Source organism: Bacillus sp. RO2 (genome assembly GCF_012911845.1).
In the GTDB taxonomy this organism is placed as follows: Bacteria; Bacillota; Bacilli; order Bacillales; family Bacillaceae_I; genus Sutcliffiella_A.
Genome location: NZ_JAAXCU010000018.1, coordinates 13,030 through 26,210, shown reverse-complemented (window position 1 = coordinate 26,210; position 13,181 = coordinate 13,030). Strand labels below are relative to the sequence as shown.

General features: G+C 41.2%; 15 protein-coding genes and 1 other annotated feature. All 15 genes read right to left on the bottom strand.

Annotated elements, in window-relative coordinates; translation table 11 throughout:
* Positions 1 to 25: 25 nt before the first annotated feature.
* Positions 26 to 3,583 (bottom strand): DNA-directed RNA polymerase subunit beta, encoded by a 3,558-nt coding sequence (gene rpoB / locus HF078_RS02520; RefSeq protein WP_169289718.1) that lies wholly within the window; start codon positions 3,581 to 3,583, stop codon positions 26 to 28.
* Positions 3,584 to 3,872: 289 nt separating this feature from the next.
* Entirely contained in the window at positions 3,873 to 4,475 is a 603-nt protein-coding gene (locus HF078_RS02515; protein ID WP_169289717.1) for a class I SAM-dependent methyltransferase, read from the bottom strand.
* Between the two features lie 167 nt (positions 4,476 to 4,642).
* Positions 4,643 to 5,005, bottom strand: a complete 363-nt coding sequence (rplL, locus tag HF078_RS02510) for a 50S ribosomal protein L7/L12 (RefSeq protein WP_060666612.1) — start codon at positions 5,003 to 5,005, stop codon at positions 4,643 to 4,645.
* A gap of 64 nt (positions 5,006 to 5,069) precedes the next feature.
* On the bottom strand, positions 5,070 to 5,570 hold the full coding sequence (gene rplJ, locus HF078_RS02505) for a 50S ribosomal protein L10 (RefSeq protein ID WP_169289716.1): 501 nt from the start codon (positions 5,568 to 5,570) through the stop codon (positions 5,070 to 5,072).
* A 40-nt stretch (positions 5,571 to 5,610) separates the two neighbouring features.
* Positions 5,611 to 5,756: a sequence feature (ribosomal protein L10 leader region), on the bottom strand.
* Between the two features lie 48 nt (positions 5,757 to 5,804).
* Positions 5,805 to 6,509, bottom strand: coding sequence for a 50S ribosomal protein L1 (gene rplA, locus HF078_RS02500; protein ID WP_148990098.1), 705 nt, complete (start codon positions 6,507 to 6,509; stop codon positions 5,805 to 5,807).
* 117 nt (positions 6,510 to 6,626) lie between these two features.
* Positions 6,627 to 7,052, bottom strand: coding sequence for a 50S ribosomal protein L11 (rplK, locus tag HF078_RS02495; protein WP_148967032.1), 426 nt, complete (start codon positions 7,050 to 7,052; stop codon positions 6,627 to 6,629).
* A 172-nt stretch (positions 7,053 to 7,224) separates the two neighbouring features.
* The gene (gene nusG / locus HF078_RS02490) at positions 7,225 to 7,758 is read right to left on the bottom strand and encodes a transcription termination/antitermination protein NusG (protein ID WP_060666616.1); all 534 of its coding nucleotides are present in this window, start codon (positions 7,756 to 7,758) and stop codon (positions 7,225 to 7,227) included.
* Positions 7,759 to 8,218: 460 nt separating this feature from the next.
* A complete protein-coding gene (secE, locus tag HF078_RS02485; RefSeq protein ID WP_010191465.1) occupies positions 8,219 to 8,401 on the bottom strand; it encodes a preprotein translocase subunit SecE in 183 nt (60 codons plus the stop codon).
* A 29-nt stretch (positions 8,402 to 8,430) separates the two neighbouring features.
* Entirely contained in the window at positions 8,431 to 8,580 is a 150-nt protein-coding gene (rpmG, locus tag HF078_RS02480) for a 50S ribosomal protein L33 (protein ID WP_010191464.1), read from the bottom strand.
* Between the two features lie 114 nt (positions 8,581 to 8,694).
* Positions 8,695 to 9,300, bottom strand: coding sequence for an RNA polymerase sporulation sigma factor SigH (gene sigH, locus HF078_RS02475; RefSeq protein ID WP_087942026.1), 606 nt, complete (start codon positions 9,298 to 9,300; stop codon positions 8,695 to 8,697).
* A 113-nt stretch (positions 9,301 to 9,413) separates the two neighbouring features.
* A complete protein-coding gene (locus HF078_RS02470) occupies positions 9,414 to 9,923 on the bottom strand; it encodes an NYN domain-containing protein (RefSeq protein WP_060666617.1) in 510 nt (169 codons plus the stop codon).
* 6 nt (positions 9,924 to 9,929) lie between these two features.
* On the bottom strand, positions 9,930 to 10,673 hold the full coding sequence (rlmB, locus tag HF078_RS02465) for a 23S rRNA (guanosine(2251)-2'-O)-methyltransferase RlmB (RefSeq protein WP_169289715.1): 744 nt from the start codon (positions 10,671 to 10,673) through the stop codon (positions 9,930 to 9,932).
* Positions 10,674 to 10,675: 2 nt separating this feature from the next.
* A complete protein-coding gene (locus HF078_RS02460; RefSeq protein WP_169289714.1) occupies positions 10,676 to 11,086 on the bottom strand; it encodes a Mini-ribonuclease 3 in 411 nt (136 codons plus the stop codon).
* A 7-nt stretch (positions 11,087 to 11,093) separates the two neighbouring features.
* The gene (gene cysS, locus HF078_RS02455) at positions 11,094 to 12,494 is read right to left on the bottom strand and encodes a cysteine--tRNA ligase (protein WP_169289713.1); all 1,401 of its coding nucleotides are present in this window, start codon (positions 12,492 to 12,494) and stop codon (positions 11,094 to 11,096) included.
* Complete coding sequence (gene cysE, locus HF078_RS02450) at positions 12,475 to 13,140, bottom strand: serine O-acetyltransferase (RefSeq protein ID WP_169289712.1); 666 nt, start codon at positions 13,138 to 13,140, stop codon at positions 12,475 to 12,477. Before cysE ends, cysS begins: the two co-directional genes overlap by 20 nt.
* Positions 13,141 to 13,181 lie beyond the last annotated feature (41 nt).

Below are 13,181 nucleotides of genomic sequence, written 5' to 3'. Positions count from 1 at the left end.
CTTATCTTTAAAGTACTGTTGGCCATCAGTCTTTAGCGACAGTTTCTTTTACTTCTTCTACTTGATCTGAATCAAGGGAAATACCTTCGGAAGCTTGTTCTTCATCTTCCTCTAGATCTCTCATTTCTATCTCTTCTTCATCGCCTGACAGGATTTTTACATCCATACCTAAACTTTGAAGTTCTTTGATCAATACTTTGAAGGATTCAGGTACACCAGGTTCAGGTACATTTTCACCTTTTACGATCGCCTCGTACGTTTTCACACGTCCTACTACGTCATCGGATTTTACTGTAAGGATTTCTTGTAGTGTGTATGCGGCACCATAAGCCTCAAGTGCCCATACCTCCATCTCACCGAAACGTTGTCCACCAAATTGCGCTTTACCGCCAAGTGGTTGTTGTGTAACAAGTGAGTAAGGTCCAGTAGAACGTGCGTGAAGCTTATCATCAACCATGTGCGCAAGTTTGATCATATACATGATCCCTACGGATACACGGCTGTCGAACGGCTCACCTGTTCTTCCGTCATACAATACTGTTTTCGCATCTCTTGCCATGCCAGCTTCTTCAAGTGTGCTCCATACGTCTTCTTCACGCGCGCCATCAAATACGGCGGAAGCAACGTGGATGCCCAATGTTCTTGCTGCCATTCCTAGGTGAAGCTCCAATACCTGCCCGATGTTCATACGAGAAGGTACCCCTAGTGGGTTTAACATGATGTCAATTGGTGTTCCATCTGGCAAGTAAGGCATATCTTCTTCCGGTAAGATACGGGAGATTACCCCTTTGTTACCATGTCGTCCGGCCATTTTATCACCTTCAGAGATTTTACGCTTCTGAACGATGTATGCACGAACTAATTGGTTAACACCTGGTGGCAATTCGTCACCATCTTCACGGTTGAATACTTTTACATCAAGTACGATACCGCCACCACCGTGTGGAACTCTTAGTGATGTATCTCGTACTTCTCTTGCTTTCTCACCGAAGATTGCGTGTAATAGACGTTCTTCAGCAGTAAGTTCCGTAACCCCTTTAGGTGTTACCTTACCTACTAATAGGTCTCCGTCTTTTACTTCCGCACCTACTCTGATGATTCCGCGGTCGTCAAGGTTTTTAAGTGCCTCTTCCCCGACGTTCGGGATATCACGTGTGATTTCCTCTGGTCCAAGTTTTGTGTCACGTGCTTCTGACTCATATTCTTCAATATGAATGGAAGTGTACACATCATCTTTTACCAGACGCTCACTCATGATGATAGCATCCTCATAGTTATATCCGTCCCATGTCATGAAACCGACCATTACGTTACGGCCAAGTGCCAATTCACCTTTTTCCATGGATGGTCCGTCTGCAAGGATTTCTCCTTTTGTTACAACGTCACCAACGGAAACAATCGGACGTTGGTTATAGCATGTACCTTGGTTGGAACGAATGAATTTAAGCATTCTGTACTTATCAAGGTTGCCTTTAACTTGTTGTCCGTCGACTTCTTCCATACGGCGCACCCAAACTTCGCGGGCTTCTACTCGCTCTACAACACCAGGGTGTTTACAGATAACGGCAGCTCCGGAGTCTTTTGCGGAAACGTGCTCCATCCCTGTACCAACAATCGGGGATTCCGGTTGCAATAAAGGTACAGCTTGACGTTGCATGTTCGCTCCCATTAGGGCACGGTTGGAGTCATCGTTTTCCAAGAAAGGAATACAAGCTGTCGCAGCAGATACAACCTGCTTAGGAGAAACGTCCATGTAGTCGATTCTCTCGCTTACAACAACCGTATTTTCCCCACGGAAACGGGATACAACATTTTGGTCCAAGAAACTTCCATCTTCACCAAGACGGGCATTTGCTTGGGCTACTACATAGTTATCTTCTTCATCTGCAGTCAAGTAATCAATTTGGTCTGTCACACGTCCCGTTTCAGGGTCAACTCTTCTGTATGGAGTTTCGATAAAACCAAATTTATTCACTTTCGCAAAAGAAGAAAGGGAGTTAATCAAACCGATGTTTGGTCCCTCAGGAGTCTCGATCGGACACATACGGCCATAGTGAGAGTAGTGAACGTCACGAACTTCAAAGCCGGCACGCTCACGCGTTAAACCACCAGGTCCAAGCGCAGACAATCTACGTTTATGTGTTAATTCAGCTAATGGATTCGTTTGATCCATGAACTGAGATAACTGAGAGCTTCCGAAGAACTCTTTAATAGATGCAATAACAGGTCTGATGTTGATCAATTGTTGCGGAGTAATGGTGTTCGTATCCTGGATGGACATTCTCTCACGAACCACACGCTCCATTCTCGATAGACCGATACGGAACTGGTTTTGAAGAAGTTCTCCAACAGAACGTAAACGACGGTTACCAAGGTGATCAATATCATCTGTATCGCCTACACCATGTAGAAGGTCAAAGAAATAACTGATAGAAGCAATAATATCCGCAGGAGCGATATGCTTTACTTTTTCTTCAATAAAACCGTTGCCTAAAACGACGATTTCTTTTTCACCTTCTGCATCATTTGGTGCATATATCTTAATAGATTGCATAGGCACTTCATCTTCTACTACTCCACCATGCGGATGGAAAGAAGTCAGGCCGATGCCATCTTCAATGTTAGGTAGAATGCGGTCTAAAGTTCTACGATCTAATAGCGTACCTTTTTCTACAATAATTTCCCCAGTTTCTGGGTCTACAAGTGTTTCAGCGATACGTTGATTGAAAAGTCTGTTTTTGATATGAAGCTTTTTATTAATCTTGTATCTTCCAACACTTGCCAAATCATAGCGTTTAGGATCGAAAAATCTAGACTCTAATAAACTTTTCGCGTTTTCAACCGTTGGTGGTTCACCAGGGCGTAGACGCTCATATATTTCTAGTAATGCCTTTTCTGTGCTTTCTGTGTTATCCTTATCTAAAGTATTGCGAAGGTACTCGTTTTCGCCAAGAAGATCAATGATTTCCTGGTCGGAACCGAATCCAAGAGCACGCAAAAGAACCGTTACTGGTAGTTTACGAGTACGATCTATACGAACATATACAACATCTTTAGCGTCAGTCTCGTATTCTAACCATGCACCACGGTTTGGAATAACAGTAGCCGAAAAGCCTTTTTTACCATTTTTATCTACTTTTCCGCTGTAATACACACTTGGAGAACGCACTAACTGAGATACAATAACACGTTCTGCACCATTAATAACGAACGTACCAGTATCCGTCATCAACGGGAAATCACCCATAAATACATCCTGGTCTTTTACTTCACCAGTTTCTTTGTTAATGAGACGAACCTTCACACGTAAAGGAGCTGAGTATGTAACATCTCTTTCCTTTGATTCTTCAACAGAATATTTAGGTTCCCCTAAGCTATAATCGATGAATTCTAAAGATAGATTTCCTGTGAAGTCTTCAATCGGGGAAATGTCATGAAACATTTCTCTTAACCCCTCATCAAGGAACCATTGATAAGAAGATGTTTGAATCTCTATTAGATTTGGTAAATCTAATACTTCACTAATGCGAGCATAACTTCTGCGTTGGCGGTGTCGTCCGTATTGAACTAGTTGACCTGTCAACTGATTCACCCCTCGTATCAAGCGTTATTAATAGTAGTTTAAAAAATATAAACCACTCAAAGCCAAACATAAAAAAACATTCAACATGGAAACAATACTGCTTAAACGAATCCATGTTAAAAATAAAAAATGGTTTCAATACAGAAAACCACGTTTTTACAATCGCTCTATTGATTTTACTATCTTTTCCAAGCATACTAATTTTATACATGCAAAATACATAAAATTATTAGTGCTCAGAAAAATACATATTGGCATTAAACAATGCTACCATAACAAAAAAACCAAGTCAACCCTTTTTTGATTTGATGATAGAGTAACCTTTTTTCTTTGTCACAACTTCCACTTCCTCAAACAATGATTCTAATTTCTCCATTGCAGAAGGAGCTCCCTGTTTCTTTTGGATCACAATCCACAGTTCACCTTTTGGCGCTAAGTGCGTCCAAGCTTTTTCTAAAATTTCATGAACTACTTTTTTGCCAGCGCGTATCGGCGGATTAGAAAGTATTGCCGCATAATCGGTGGAAGTGACATTTTCATAGATATCACTAGTAAAAACAGTGATATTCTCCACTTTGTTAATAGAACCGTTTTCTTTGGCTAGCTCAACAGCTCTTTCATTGACATCAATCATGTCCACATGGCGATGTGGATAATATTTTGCAAGAGACAATCCAATCGGACCATATCCACAGCCAACATCTAGAATGCGACCTTCCACTTCCGGTTCTTCAAAAGCCTCTATCAGCACTCTTGATCCAAAGTCCACTTCTTTTTTCGAAAAAACACCGCTATCCGTTATGAAAGAAAAGTTGTTACCTTTTAAATCAAATTTCCATTGTTGACGGTTGCTTTCCACTGATGGCTTGTTTGTATAATAATGATTCGTCATATTTAGTCTCCTTATCTGAATAGCTATCGCTAGCTTTTCAACAAATCAACTTCATATATTAGCACCCTTGAAAAAGACAGTAACCAAACGGTCCTTACATCAAGTGTGGCACCGTTTAAAAAAAGCCCGCTAACACGTAGCGAGCTTTCCTTTTTAAGAGCCTGTAATTACTTAACTTCTACAGAAGCTCCAACTTCTTCAAGTTTAGCTTTGATTTCTTCAGCTTCTTCTTTAGCAATACCTTCTTTAAGAGCTTTAGGAGCGTTGTCTACAACTTCCTTAGCTTCTTTAAGACCAAGACCAGTGATTTCACGTACTACTTTGATAACCTTGATTTTTTGTCCGCCAGCGTTAGCTAGGATTACGTCGAATTCAGTTTGCTCAGCAGCAGCTTCAGCAGCTCCACCACCAGCTACAGCTACAGGAGCAGCAGCAGTTACACCAAATTCTTCTTCGATTGCTTTTACTAGGTCGTTTAGTTCTAAAACAGTCATATTTTTAACCGCTTCAATGATTTGTTCGTGTGTCATTGTTAATTTCCTCCTTAGATATTATAAGTTTTTTGTTTTTCTTACTTAACTTGCTAGATTGAAATTAAGCGCCTTGCTCTTCTTTTTGATCTGCAACTGCTTTCGTAACAAGAGCCAAGTTGCGGATTGGAGCTTGAAGGACGCTAAGCAACATGGAAAGAAGACCTTCGCGGGATGGAAGTTCAGCAAGAGCTTTCACTTCTTCAACCGTTGCAACATTTCCTTCGATTACACCAGCTTTGATTTCTAATGCTTCGTGCTTTTTCGCGAAGTCATTAAGGATCTTAGCAGGAGCTACTACATCTTCAGTAGAGAATGCGATAGCGTTAGGTCCTGTTAATGCGTCGTTAAGTCCGTTGATGTCTGCTGCTTCAGCCGCACGGCGAGTTAAAGAGTTTTTGTAAACCTTGAACTCAACACCTGCTTCACGAAGTTGTTTACGAAGTTCAGTTACTTCAGAAACGTTAAGTCCACGGTAGTCAACTACGATAGTAGATACAGAACCTTTAAACTTGTCAGCGATTTCTCCAACAGCTTGCTTTTTTACTTCAACTGCTTTGCTCATCGTTACACCTCCTAAAAAGTTGGTTACCACTTATACCGACCGGTGTACATAAAGAATGCCTCCACGCAGGTGGAGGCAGAAGTTTTATCGTTAAAAGCACAAGGCTTTATATCGTAAAAATTCACACCTCGGTAGGAAATTAAGCCATTCGGCACCTACTGTCTACGGTACAAACAATATCATTTTATAAACACAACGATTATTATAACCGTCTAGTTATCTTGTGTCAATATGTTAGTTTTTGGTAGCTACGAAAGTAGAAGTGTCAACTTTTACTCCAGGGCCCATTGTAGAAGTAACGGCAACGTTCTTCATGAATGTACCTTTTGCAGCAGCCGGTTTAGCTTTTAGTAAAGTCTCATAGATAGTTGTGAAGTTTTCAACAAGCTTCGTATCTTCGAAAGAGATTTTACCTACTGGTACGTGGATGTTACCGGATTTATCAAGGCGGTATTCAACTTTACCAGCTTTGATCTCGTTAACAGCTTTCGTTACATCAAATGTAACTGTACCAGTTTTAGGGTTTGGCATTAGTCCTTTAGGTCCTAATACGCGTCCTAATTTACCAACTTCACCCATCATGTCTGGTGTAGCAACGATTACGTCGAAATCGAACCAACCTTGGTTGATTTTCGCGATCATGTCAGCATCCCCAACATAGTCAGCTCCAGCAGCTTCTGCTTCTTTCGCTTTTTCGCCTTTAGCGAAAACTAGGACTTTTTGAGTTTTACCAGTTCCATGAGGAAGCACTACTGCTCCACGGATCTGTTGGTCATTTTTACGAGGGTCAACTCCAAGACGGAATGCAACTTCCACAGTAGCGTCGAACTTCGCAGTGTTTGTTTTCTTAACTAATTCGATAGCTTCGTTAACAGAGTAAGCCGTTTGACGGTCTACAAGTTTCGCAGCTTCGATGTACTTTTTACCTCTTTTAGCCATTTTAAACGTCCTCCTTATGTGGTTTTAGCGGAATAACCTCCCACGAATAAAGGTTGCGAATTGGCCATAAACCAAAGTCCGCAACCCTGAACAGCAGTTAAATCAAAAGCAATGGGATTAGTCTTCGATAGTGATACCCATGCTACGAGCAGTACCTTCAACCATGCGCATTGCAGCTTCTACGCTTGCAGCGTTTAGATCTGGCATTTTCGTCTCCGCAATTTCGCGTACTTTATCACGCTTAACTGTTGCAACTTTATTACGGTTTGGTTCACCAGAACCAGACTCAATACCAGCTGCTTTTTTAAGTAAAACTGCAGCAGGTGGAGTTTTCGTAATAAATGTAAATGAACGGTCTTCAAAAACCGTGATTTCAACAGGGATAATCAAACCAGCTTGATCAGCTGTACGAGCGTTAAACTCTTTACAGAAACCCATGATGTTAACACCTGCTTGACCTAGTGCTGGTCCAACTGGTGGTGCTGGGTTAGCTTTCGCTGCTGGAATTTGTAACTTTACCATTTTAATTACTTTTTTAGCCACGAGACACACCTCCTTAAGTCCGTGATGTGGTATCTGGGATTTCTCCCTCCCACTCAACTCATTCTTTATATATTTAATAAAGAATATTTTTTTATTAATAGTCTCTGTTTCAGAGACATACTGACCTTTGAAATAATATCATTTTTACGAAACTATTTCAAGTTTTTTTACATTATAATTTTTCGATCTGAGTAAAGTCAAGCTCCACAGGGGTTTCACGGCCGAACATATTGACTAGAACTTTCACTTTATGCTTGTCTTTATCCAACTCTACGATGTGGCCAGTGAAGTTTGCAAATGGTCCTTCTGTTACTTTTACGGATTCTTTCAAGTCGAAGTCTACTTCTACTTGTTTCTCCATCATGCCCATTCTCTTTAGGATGAATGCAATTTCGTCATCCAATAGAGGTGTTGGCTTGGAACCAGATCCACTTGATCCTACGAAACCTGTTACGCCAGGTGTGTTACGCACGACATACCAAGAGTCGTCTGTCATGACGATTTCTACTAGAACGTAACCTGGGAAAACTTTTTTCTTGGTTACTTTCTTTTTGCCGTTTTTGATGTCTGTTTCTTCTTCTTCAGGAACTACGACACGGAAGATTTTGTCTTGCATCCCCATTGACTCTACTCGTTTTTCTAAGTTCGCTTTTACTTTATTCTCGTATCCGGAATAAGTATGAACAACGTACCAGTTTTTCTCCATTGTTTAGGACTTGTGTCCGTCCCTCCCTTTTCTAGTATTTTATTTTTGAGACTATAAATGGTAATCATCAGGATTCCGTTGGACTCCCTGTTGATTTCCGTTATGGGTGTTCGCTTATCCTTTGGGCGGTGCTTGAGCCTCCTCACAACGCTTCAGGGGTCTCAAGCTACCGCTAGGAACGCTACGGAAGCGAAGCATCGCACGAAGAAAATGCGCTAGCATTTTCGAGGAGTCTCACACCCTTCAATACAATCAACATGGGAAGTTCGGCTAATCGCCAAGAATACCATCTTATAAAAACCAGTGAAACTATTAAAACAACGTGGTGTTTTTTTCCAAATGAAAAAACCCGTTGAACGGGCTTTTTGTCAGAAAGTATTATTTACATTATACCATGATATAACATTACTTATTCAAGAGCAAAAGGAATAAGGAAAAAATTTTGTTCGCTCTAAAAAGATTAGTTAATCAAAGCACGGATTAACTCGGAAATACCTAAGTCAATAACCCAAAAAAACACTGCCACAAACAATACAGTTGTTACTACTGTAATTGTGTAGCGAGTTAGTTCCTGGCGTTTTGGCCAGCTTACTTTTTTCATTTCGCGAGCTACATCACGAAAAAAATTAGTCAAACGTCCCATCCATGTAACCTCCAACCCCAGATAGTGATCTATTTTGTCTCCCGATGAACGGTGTGAGCATTACAAACTTTACAAAACTTCTTTATCTCTAATCGCTCTGCGCTTTGTGATTTTCCTTTCACTGTTGAATAGTTGCGGGAAGAGCACGTCGCGCAAGCAAGTGCTACCTTACTTTGCATGTGTTACACCACCAAAACATAGATGTCCCTAAAAATGTAACATAGGCGTAATAATTAGTCAATGTGATTTGAAGGCGCCACCATTCGGTATTTCAGCTTAGGAGATGTTACTGTTTATAATGTAATCTCTCTCAGCTCCAAGTACCTTTCTAACTTGCGTTTTACCCTTTGTAATGCGTTATCGATGGATTTTACATGCCGGTTTAAATCTTCTGAAATTTCTTGATAGGAACGTCCGTCCAGGTAAAGGGCAAGAACCTTTCTCTCAAGGTCGCTCAGCAACTCTCCCATCTTAACTTCTATATCATCAAATTCCTCTTGATTTATAATTAATTCTTCAGGGTCCATGACCTTAGCACCCGAAATGACATCCATTAATGTGCGGTCCGATTCTTCGTCATAGATAGGCTTGTCCAATGATACGTACGAATTCAATGGAATATGCTTCTGTCTTGTAGCAGTTTTAATCGCAGTAATGATTTGTCTTGTAATGCATAGTTCGGCAAATGCCTTGAAAGAAGTCAACTTGTCCTCTTTAAAGTCTCTTATTGCCTTGTATAGACCTATCATCCCTTCTTGCACAATATCCTCGCGATCTGCACCAATAAGAAAATAGGATCTAGCCTTCGCGCGAACGAAGTTCTTATACTTGTTGATTAAATAATCTAGCGCTTCACTATCACCTAAATGCACAAGTTCTACCATCTGTTCGTCTTCCATAAGCTCTAATATCCTGTTAGCATTTCTTGGATCGCTCACTATCACACCTATCCCTCCGACTGAATCAGTAGATAGAAATATTATACAGTAGGCATAAATTGACCGTCAACCACTCATCGCTGTCCTCGACGCCATTTTTCGAAAATTGCTGAAATTTCATGGTCGAGTTCTATGCGTTTTGACGGCTTTTCATTGGTAAATTTTGTTACGCGTTTTTTTATTCTTTCCTCAATAGCATTTGACTCATTTAACAGTTCACGAGCAGATTTCCGCAATGCACCTTGACCGAAGATGGCCCATTGTTCTGTAAAGTCAGAAGTGGCCACATGAATTTGTGTGCGGATGTCACTTAGGCTGATGGCCAGTTTTTCAATTCTTTCATCGGCTGTTTCGTTTTCACGAGTATAAATGACTTCCACGCGATGATTTTTGTACTTCGTCTCTATTCCCTGTGACATATGGGCATCAAAAACAATAATTACCTTGTAGCCTGTATACGCCTGGTACTCTGCCATTCTAGAAATAAGGATATCACGGGCCATTGCGAGATCCTGATCTTTCAAGACCCTAAGCTCTGGCCACGCACCGATAATGTTATATCCATCTACCAGTAGAATATCCATTCTTCCTTACTCTCCTGCCGACAATCTTTTGCGGAAAACCTCATACATTAATAAACTTGCTGCTACAGATGCATTCAGTGACGTTACTTTTCCTACCATCGGTAAAGATACAAGAAAATCGCATTTTTCTTTTAAAAGTCTAGCCATTCCTTTTCCTTCACTGCCGATAATAAGCCCTAGCGGCAAGGAGCCATCCATTTTTGTATAATCAACAGTTCCCTTTGCGTCTGTACCGTAGATCCAAAGTCCTCGCTCTTTTAGCTCGTCCACTGTTCGAGCAAGATTGGTTACTCGTACAACCGGTATATGCTCAATGGCACCTGTGGAGGCTTTAGCAACTGTGGCAGTCAATCCCACCGCTCTGCGCTTAGGTATGATGATGCCGTGTGCCCCTACTGCATCTGCTGTACGCATGATGGAGCCTAAGTTATGGGGATCTTCAATTTCATCAAGAATCAGAAAGAATGGATCTTCGTTTCGTTGTTCTGCAGCCTTATATAGATCATCAAGCTCAGCATAATCATAGGCAGCTACGGAAGCGACAACTCCTTGATGATTTCCCTCCACCATTTGATCGATTTTTTTACGAGGGACGAATTGCACGAGAACATTTGCTTCCTTCGCCATTGCAATTACCTGTTGGATAGAGCCTTTTTGACCACCTTCTGCAATCCATAGCTTGTTGATTTCACGATTAGATTTAAGCGCCTCTAGTACTGGGTTTCTTCCCATAATGAATTCTTTAGTCATCTCTATTCACCTCTCTTGCTGTCTACCAGTTCTATGCAGGTAAACACGATTTCTTCCATGCGGTCTATTTTATCACTTAAGTAATGATAGCCGATCAGCGCTTCAAATGCGGTAGAGTAACGGTATGTTTGCACGTCTGTATTCTTTGGTACCGAACCGGATTTTGCATTCCTTCCGCGTCTGATTACACCTTGTTCTTCTTCGGTAAAAAATTCACGCTCCATCAGTTGGTGAAGCAGATGTGCCTGCGATTTCGCAGACACATAGTTTGTTGCAGCTCGGTGCAACTGGTTTGGGCGAATCTTTCCGGATTTCAAAAGGTGGTGGCGGATGTATCCTTCATACACCGCATCCCCCATATAGGCAAGCGCTAGACTATTTAATTGCTTAGCATCTACTTGTGTTTTGCTCATTCAGATATTAGCCTCTTTTCCAACGCGTGCCTTGTGCAGTATCTTCGAGGATGATATTTTTCGCTTTCAATTCGTCACGAATTTCATCCGCTCTAGCAAAATCACGGTTTTTCCTTGCATCGATTCGCTGTTGGATCAAGCTTTCAATTTCCTCATCCAATAGTTCTTCCTCGGCAGTAAGGGACACACCGATAACAGAAAATAGTTCTTCAAACTGGGCAATGAATGCCTGCAACACTTTTTCAGTAGTGTTTTTCCCGTTTAAGTAAAGGTTGGCTTGTTTTGCCATATCAAACAAAACAGAAATAGCATTGGCTGTATTAAAATCATCATCCATTACTTGAATGAATTCATTTTTAAATTCTTCTACTTTTTCTAGCCATTCCGCATCATCAGTTGCGAGATCCGCTGTATTGTCCAAACGATGCTTTAAGTTAGCGTAAGCTGTTCGAATACGGTCCAGGCCGTTTTTGGTGCTTTGCAGCAGCTCCTCATTATAGTTGATTGGATGACGATAATGGACAGAAAGCATAAAGAAACGCAATAATTGCGGGTCATGCTTTTTGATGATGTCATGAACCAACACGAAATTGCCAAGAGATTTAGACATTTTTTCATTATCGATATTAATATACCCATTGTGCAACCAATAGTTAGCAAAAGTCTTACCTGTCAACGCTTCGGATTGGGCAATTTCATTTTCATGATGCGGGAAGGACAAGTCCTGTCCACCGGCATGGATATCTATAGTGTCGCCGAGGTATTTAAGAGCCATTGCCGAGCACTCGATGTGCCAACCAGGTCTACCTTGGCCCCATGGACTCTCCCAATAAATTTCTCCCTCCTTTGCTGCTTTCCATAGGACAAAATCAAGTGCATCTTGTTTCTTATCTCCTACTTCAATACGAGTTCCAAGCTGAAGATCTTCTATCGGTTGATGTGAAAGCTTTCCATACTCCTTAAATTCGCGGGTTCTGTAATAAACATCTCCACCAGACTCATAGGCATATCCTTTTTCAATCAATGCTTCAATAAACTCAATAATAATATCCATACTTTCTGTCACTCTTGGGTGAACAGTTGCTTGTTTGCAACCCAAAGCAGAGACATCTTCGTGGTATGCTTCTATAAACCGTTCTGCAATGGTCGGTACATCTTCTCCTAATTCGTTTGCAGCCTTGATCAGCTTATCATCCACATCCGTAAAATTAGAAACGTAGTTCACTTCATAGCCACGGTATTCTAAGTATCTTCTGACCGTATCAAACACGATTGGCGGCCTTGCATTCCCGATATGAATGTAGTTATATACGGTCGGTCCGCACACATACATCTTTACCTTGCCCTCTTCAAGCGGGACGAACTTTTCCTTTTGACGTGTTAAAGTATTATAAAGATGAATGGTCATCTATTTTCTTCCTCTCTTTTAAAAGTAGCAGTTCATTTTGCAGGCGGGCAATTTGATTTTCCAATTCCACAAACCTGTCACCTGTCGGATCTGGCATTTCGTGATGATTCAGATCTCTTTTTACCTTCACTCCATCTTGTATGACGATCTTTCCTGGTATTCCGACAACTGTGGAGTTAGCAGGCACGTCTTTCAATACGACCGACCCCGCTCCAACTTTGGAGTTTTCACCGATTGTGATAGAACCCAATACCTTGGCGCCAGTCGCAATAAGTGCGTTGTCCTGTATGGTAGGATGTCGTTTTCCTTTTTCTTTCCCGGTACCACCGAGGGTTACTCCTTGGAAGACAGTAACATTATTCCCAATTTCACAGGTTTCTCCTATAACAACTCCCATTCCGTGGTCAATAAAAAATCTGCGGCCGATTTTAGCACCTGGATGAATTTCAATTCCGGTGAAGAACCGGCTCACTTGGGAGATGGCTCTTGCTATGAAGAACATTTTTCGTTTAAAGAATGCATGTGCAACTCGATGTGCCCATACAGCATGAAGACCGGAGTATGTTAAGATTACTTCGAAGTAATTTCTTGCAGCTGGGTCTTGTTCAAATACCACTTCTATGTCTTCCTTTATTGTGCGAAACATGGAGTACCTCCTTTCTTCTGTCCATAAGTGTTTATCAAAAA

What these genes read in the sequence shown, in the direction of transcription:
- secE (WP_010191465.1), bottom strand. Translation starts at nt 8,401, where the DNA reads ATGGGACGTTTGACTAATTTTTTTCGTGATGTAGCTCGCGAAATGAAA.
- rplJ (WP_169289716.1), bottom strand. Translation starts at nt 5,570, where the DNA reads ATGAGCAAAGCAGTTGAAGTAAAAAAGCAAGCTGTTGGAGAAATCGCT.
- rplL (WP_060666612.1), bottom strand. Translation starts at nt 5,005, where the DNA reads ATGACACACGAACAAATCATTGAAGCGGTTAAAAATATGACTGTTTTA.
- nusG (WP_060666616.1), bottom strand. Translation starts at nt 7,758, where the DNA reads ATGGAGAAAAACTGGTACGTTGTTCATACTTATTCCGGATACGAGAAT.
- rlmB (WP_169289715.1), bottom strand. Translation starts at nt 10,673, where the DNA reads ATGACTAAAGAATTCATTATGGGAAGAAACCCAGTACTAGAGGCGCTT.
- rpmG (WP_010191464.1), bottom strand. Translation starts at nt 8,580, where the DNA reads ATGCAAAGTAAGGTAGCACTTGCTTGCGCGACGTGCTCTTCCCGCAAC.
- HF078_RS02460 (WP_169289714.1), bottom strand. Translation starts at nt 11,086, where the DNA reads ATGAGCAAAACACAAGTAGATGCTAAGCAATTAAATAGTCTAGCGCTT.
- sigH (WP_087942026.1), bottom strand. Translation starts at nt 9,300, where the DNA reads ATGGAAGACGAACAGATGGTAGAACTTGTGCATTTAGGTGATAGTGAA.
- rplA (WP_148990098.1), bottom strand. Translation starts at nt 6,509, where the DNA reads ATGGCTAAAAGAGGTAAAAAGTACATCGAAGCTGCGAAACTTGTAGAC.
- HF078_RS02470 (WP_060666617.1), bottom strand. Translation starts at nt 9,923, where the DNA reads ATGGATATTCTACTGGTAGATGGATATAACATTATCGGTGCGTGGCCA.
- HF078_RS02515 (WP_169289717.1), bottom strand. Translation starts at nt 4,475, where the DNA reads ATGACGAATCATTATTATACAAACAAGCCATCAGTGGAAAGCAACCGT.
- cysE (WP_169289712.1), bottom strand. Translation starts at nt 13,140, where the DNA reads ATGTTTCGCACAATAAAGGAAGACATAGAAGTGGTATTTGAACAAGAC.
- cysS (WP_169289713.1), bottom strand. Translation starts at nt 12,494, where the DNA reads ATGACCATTCATCTTTATAATACTTTAACACGTCAAAAGGAAAAGTTC.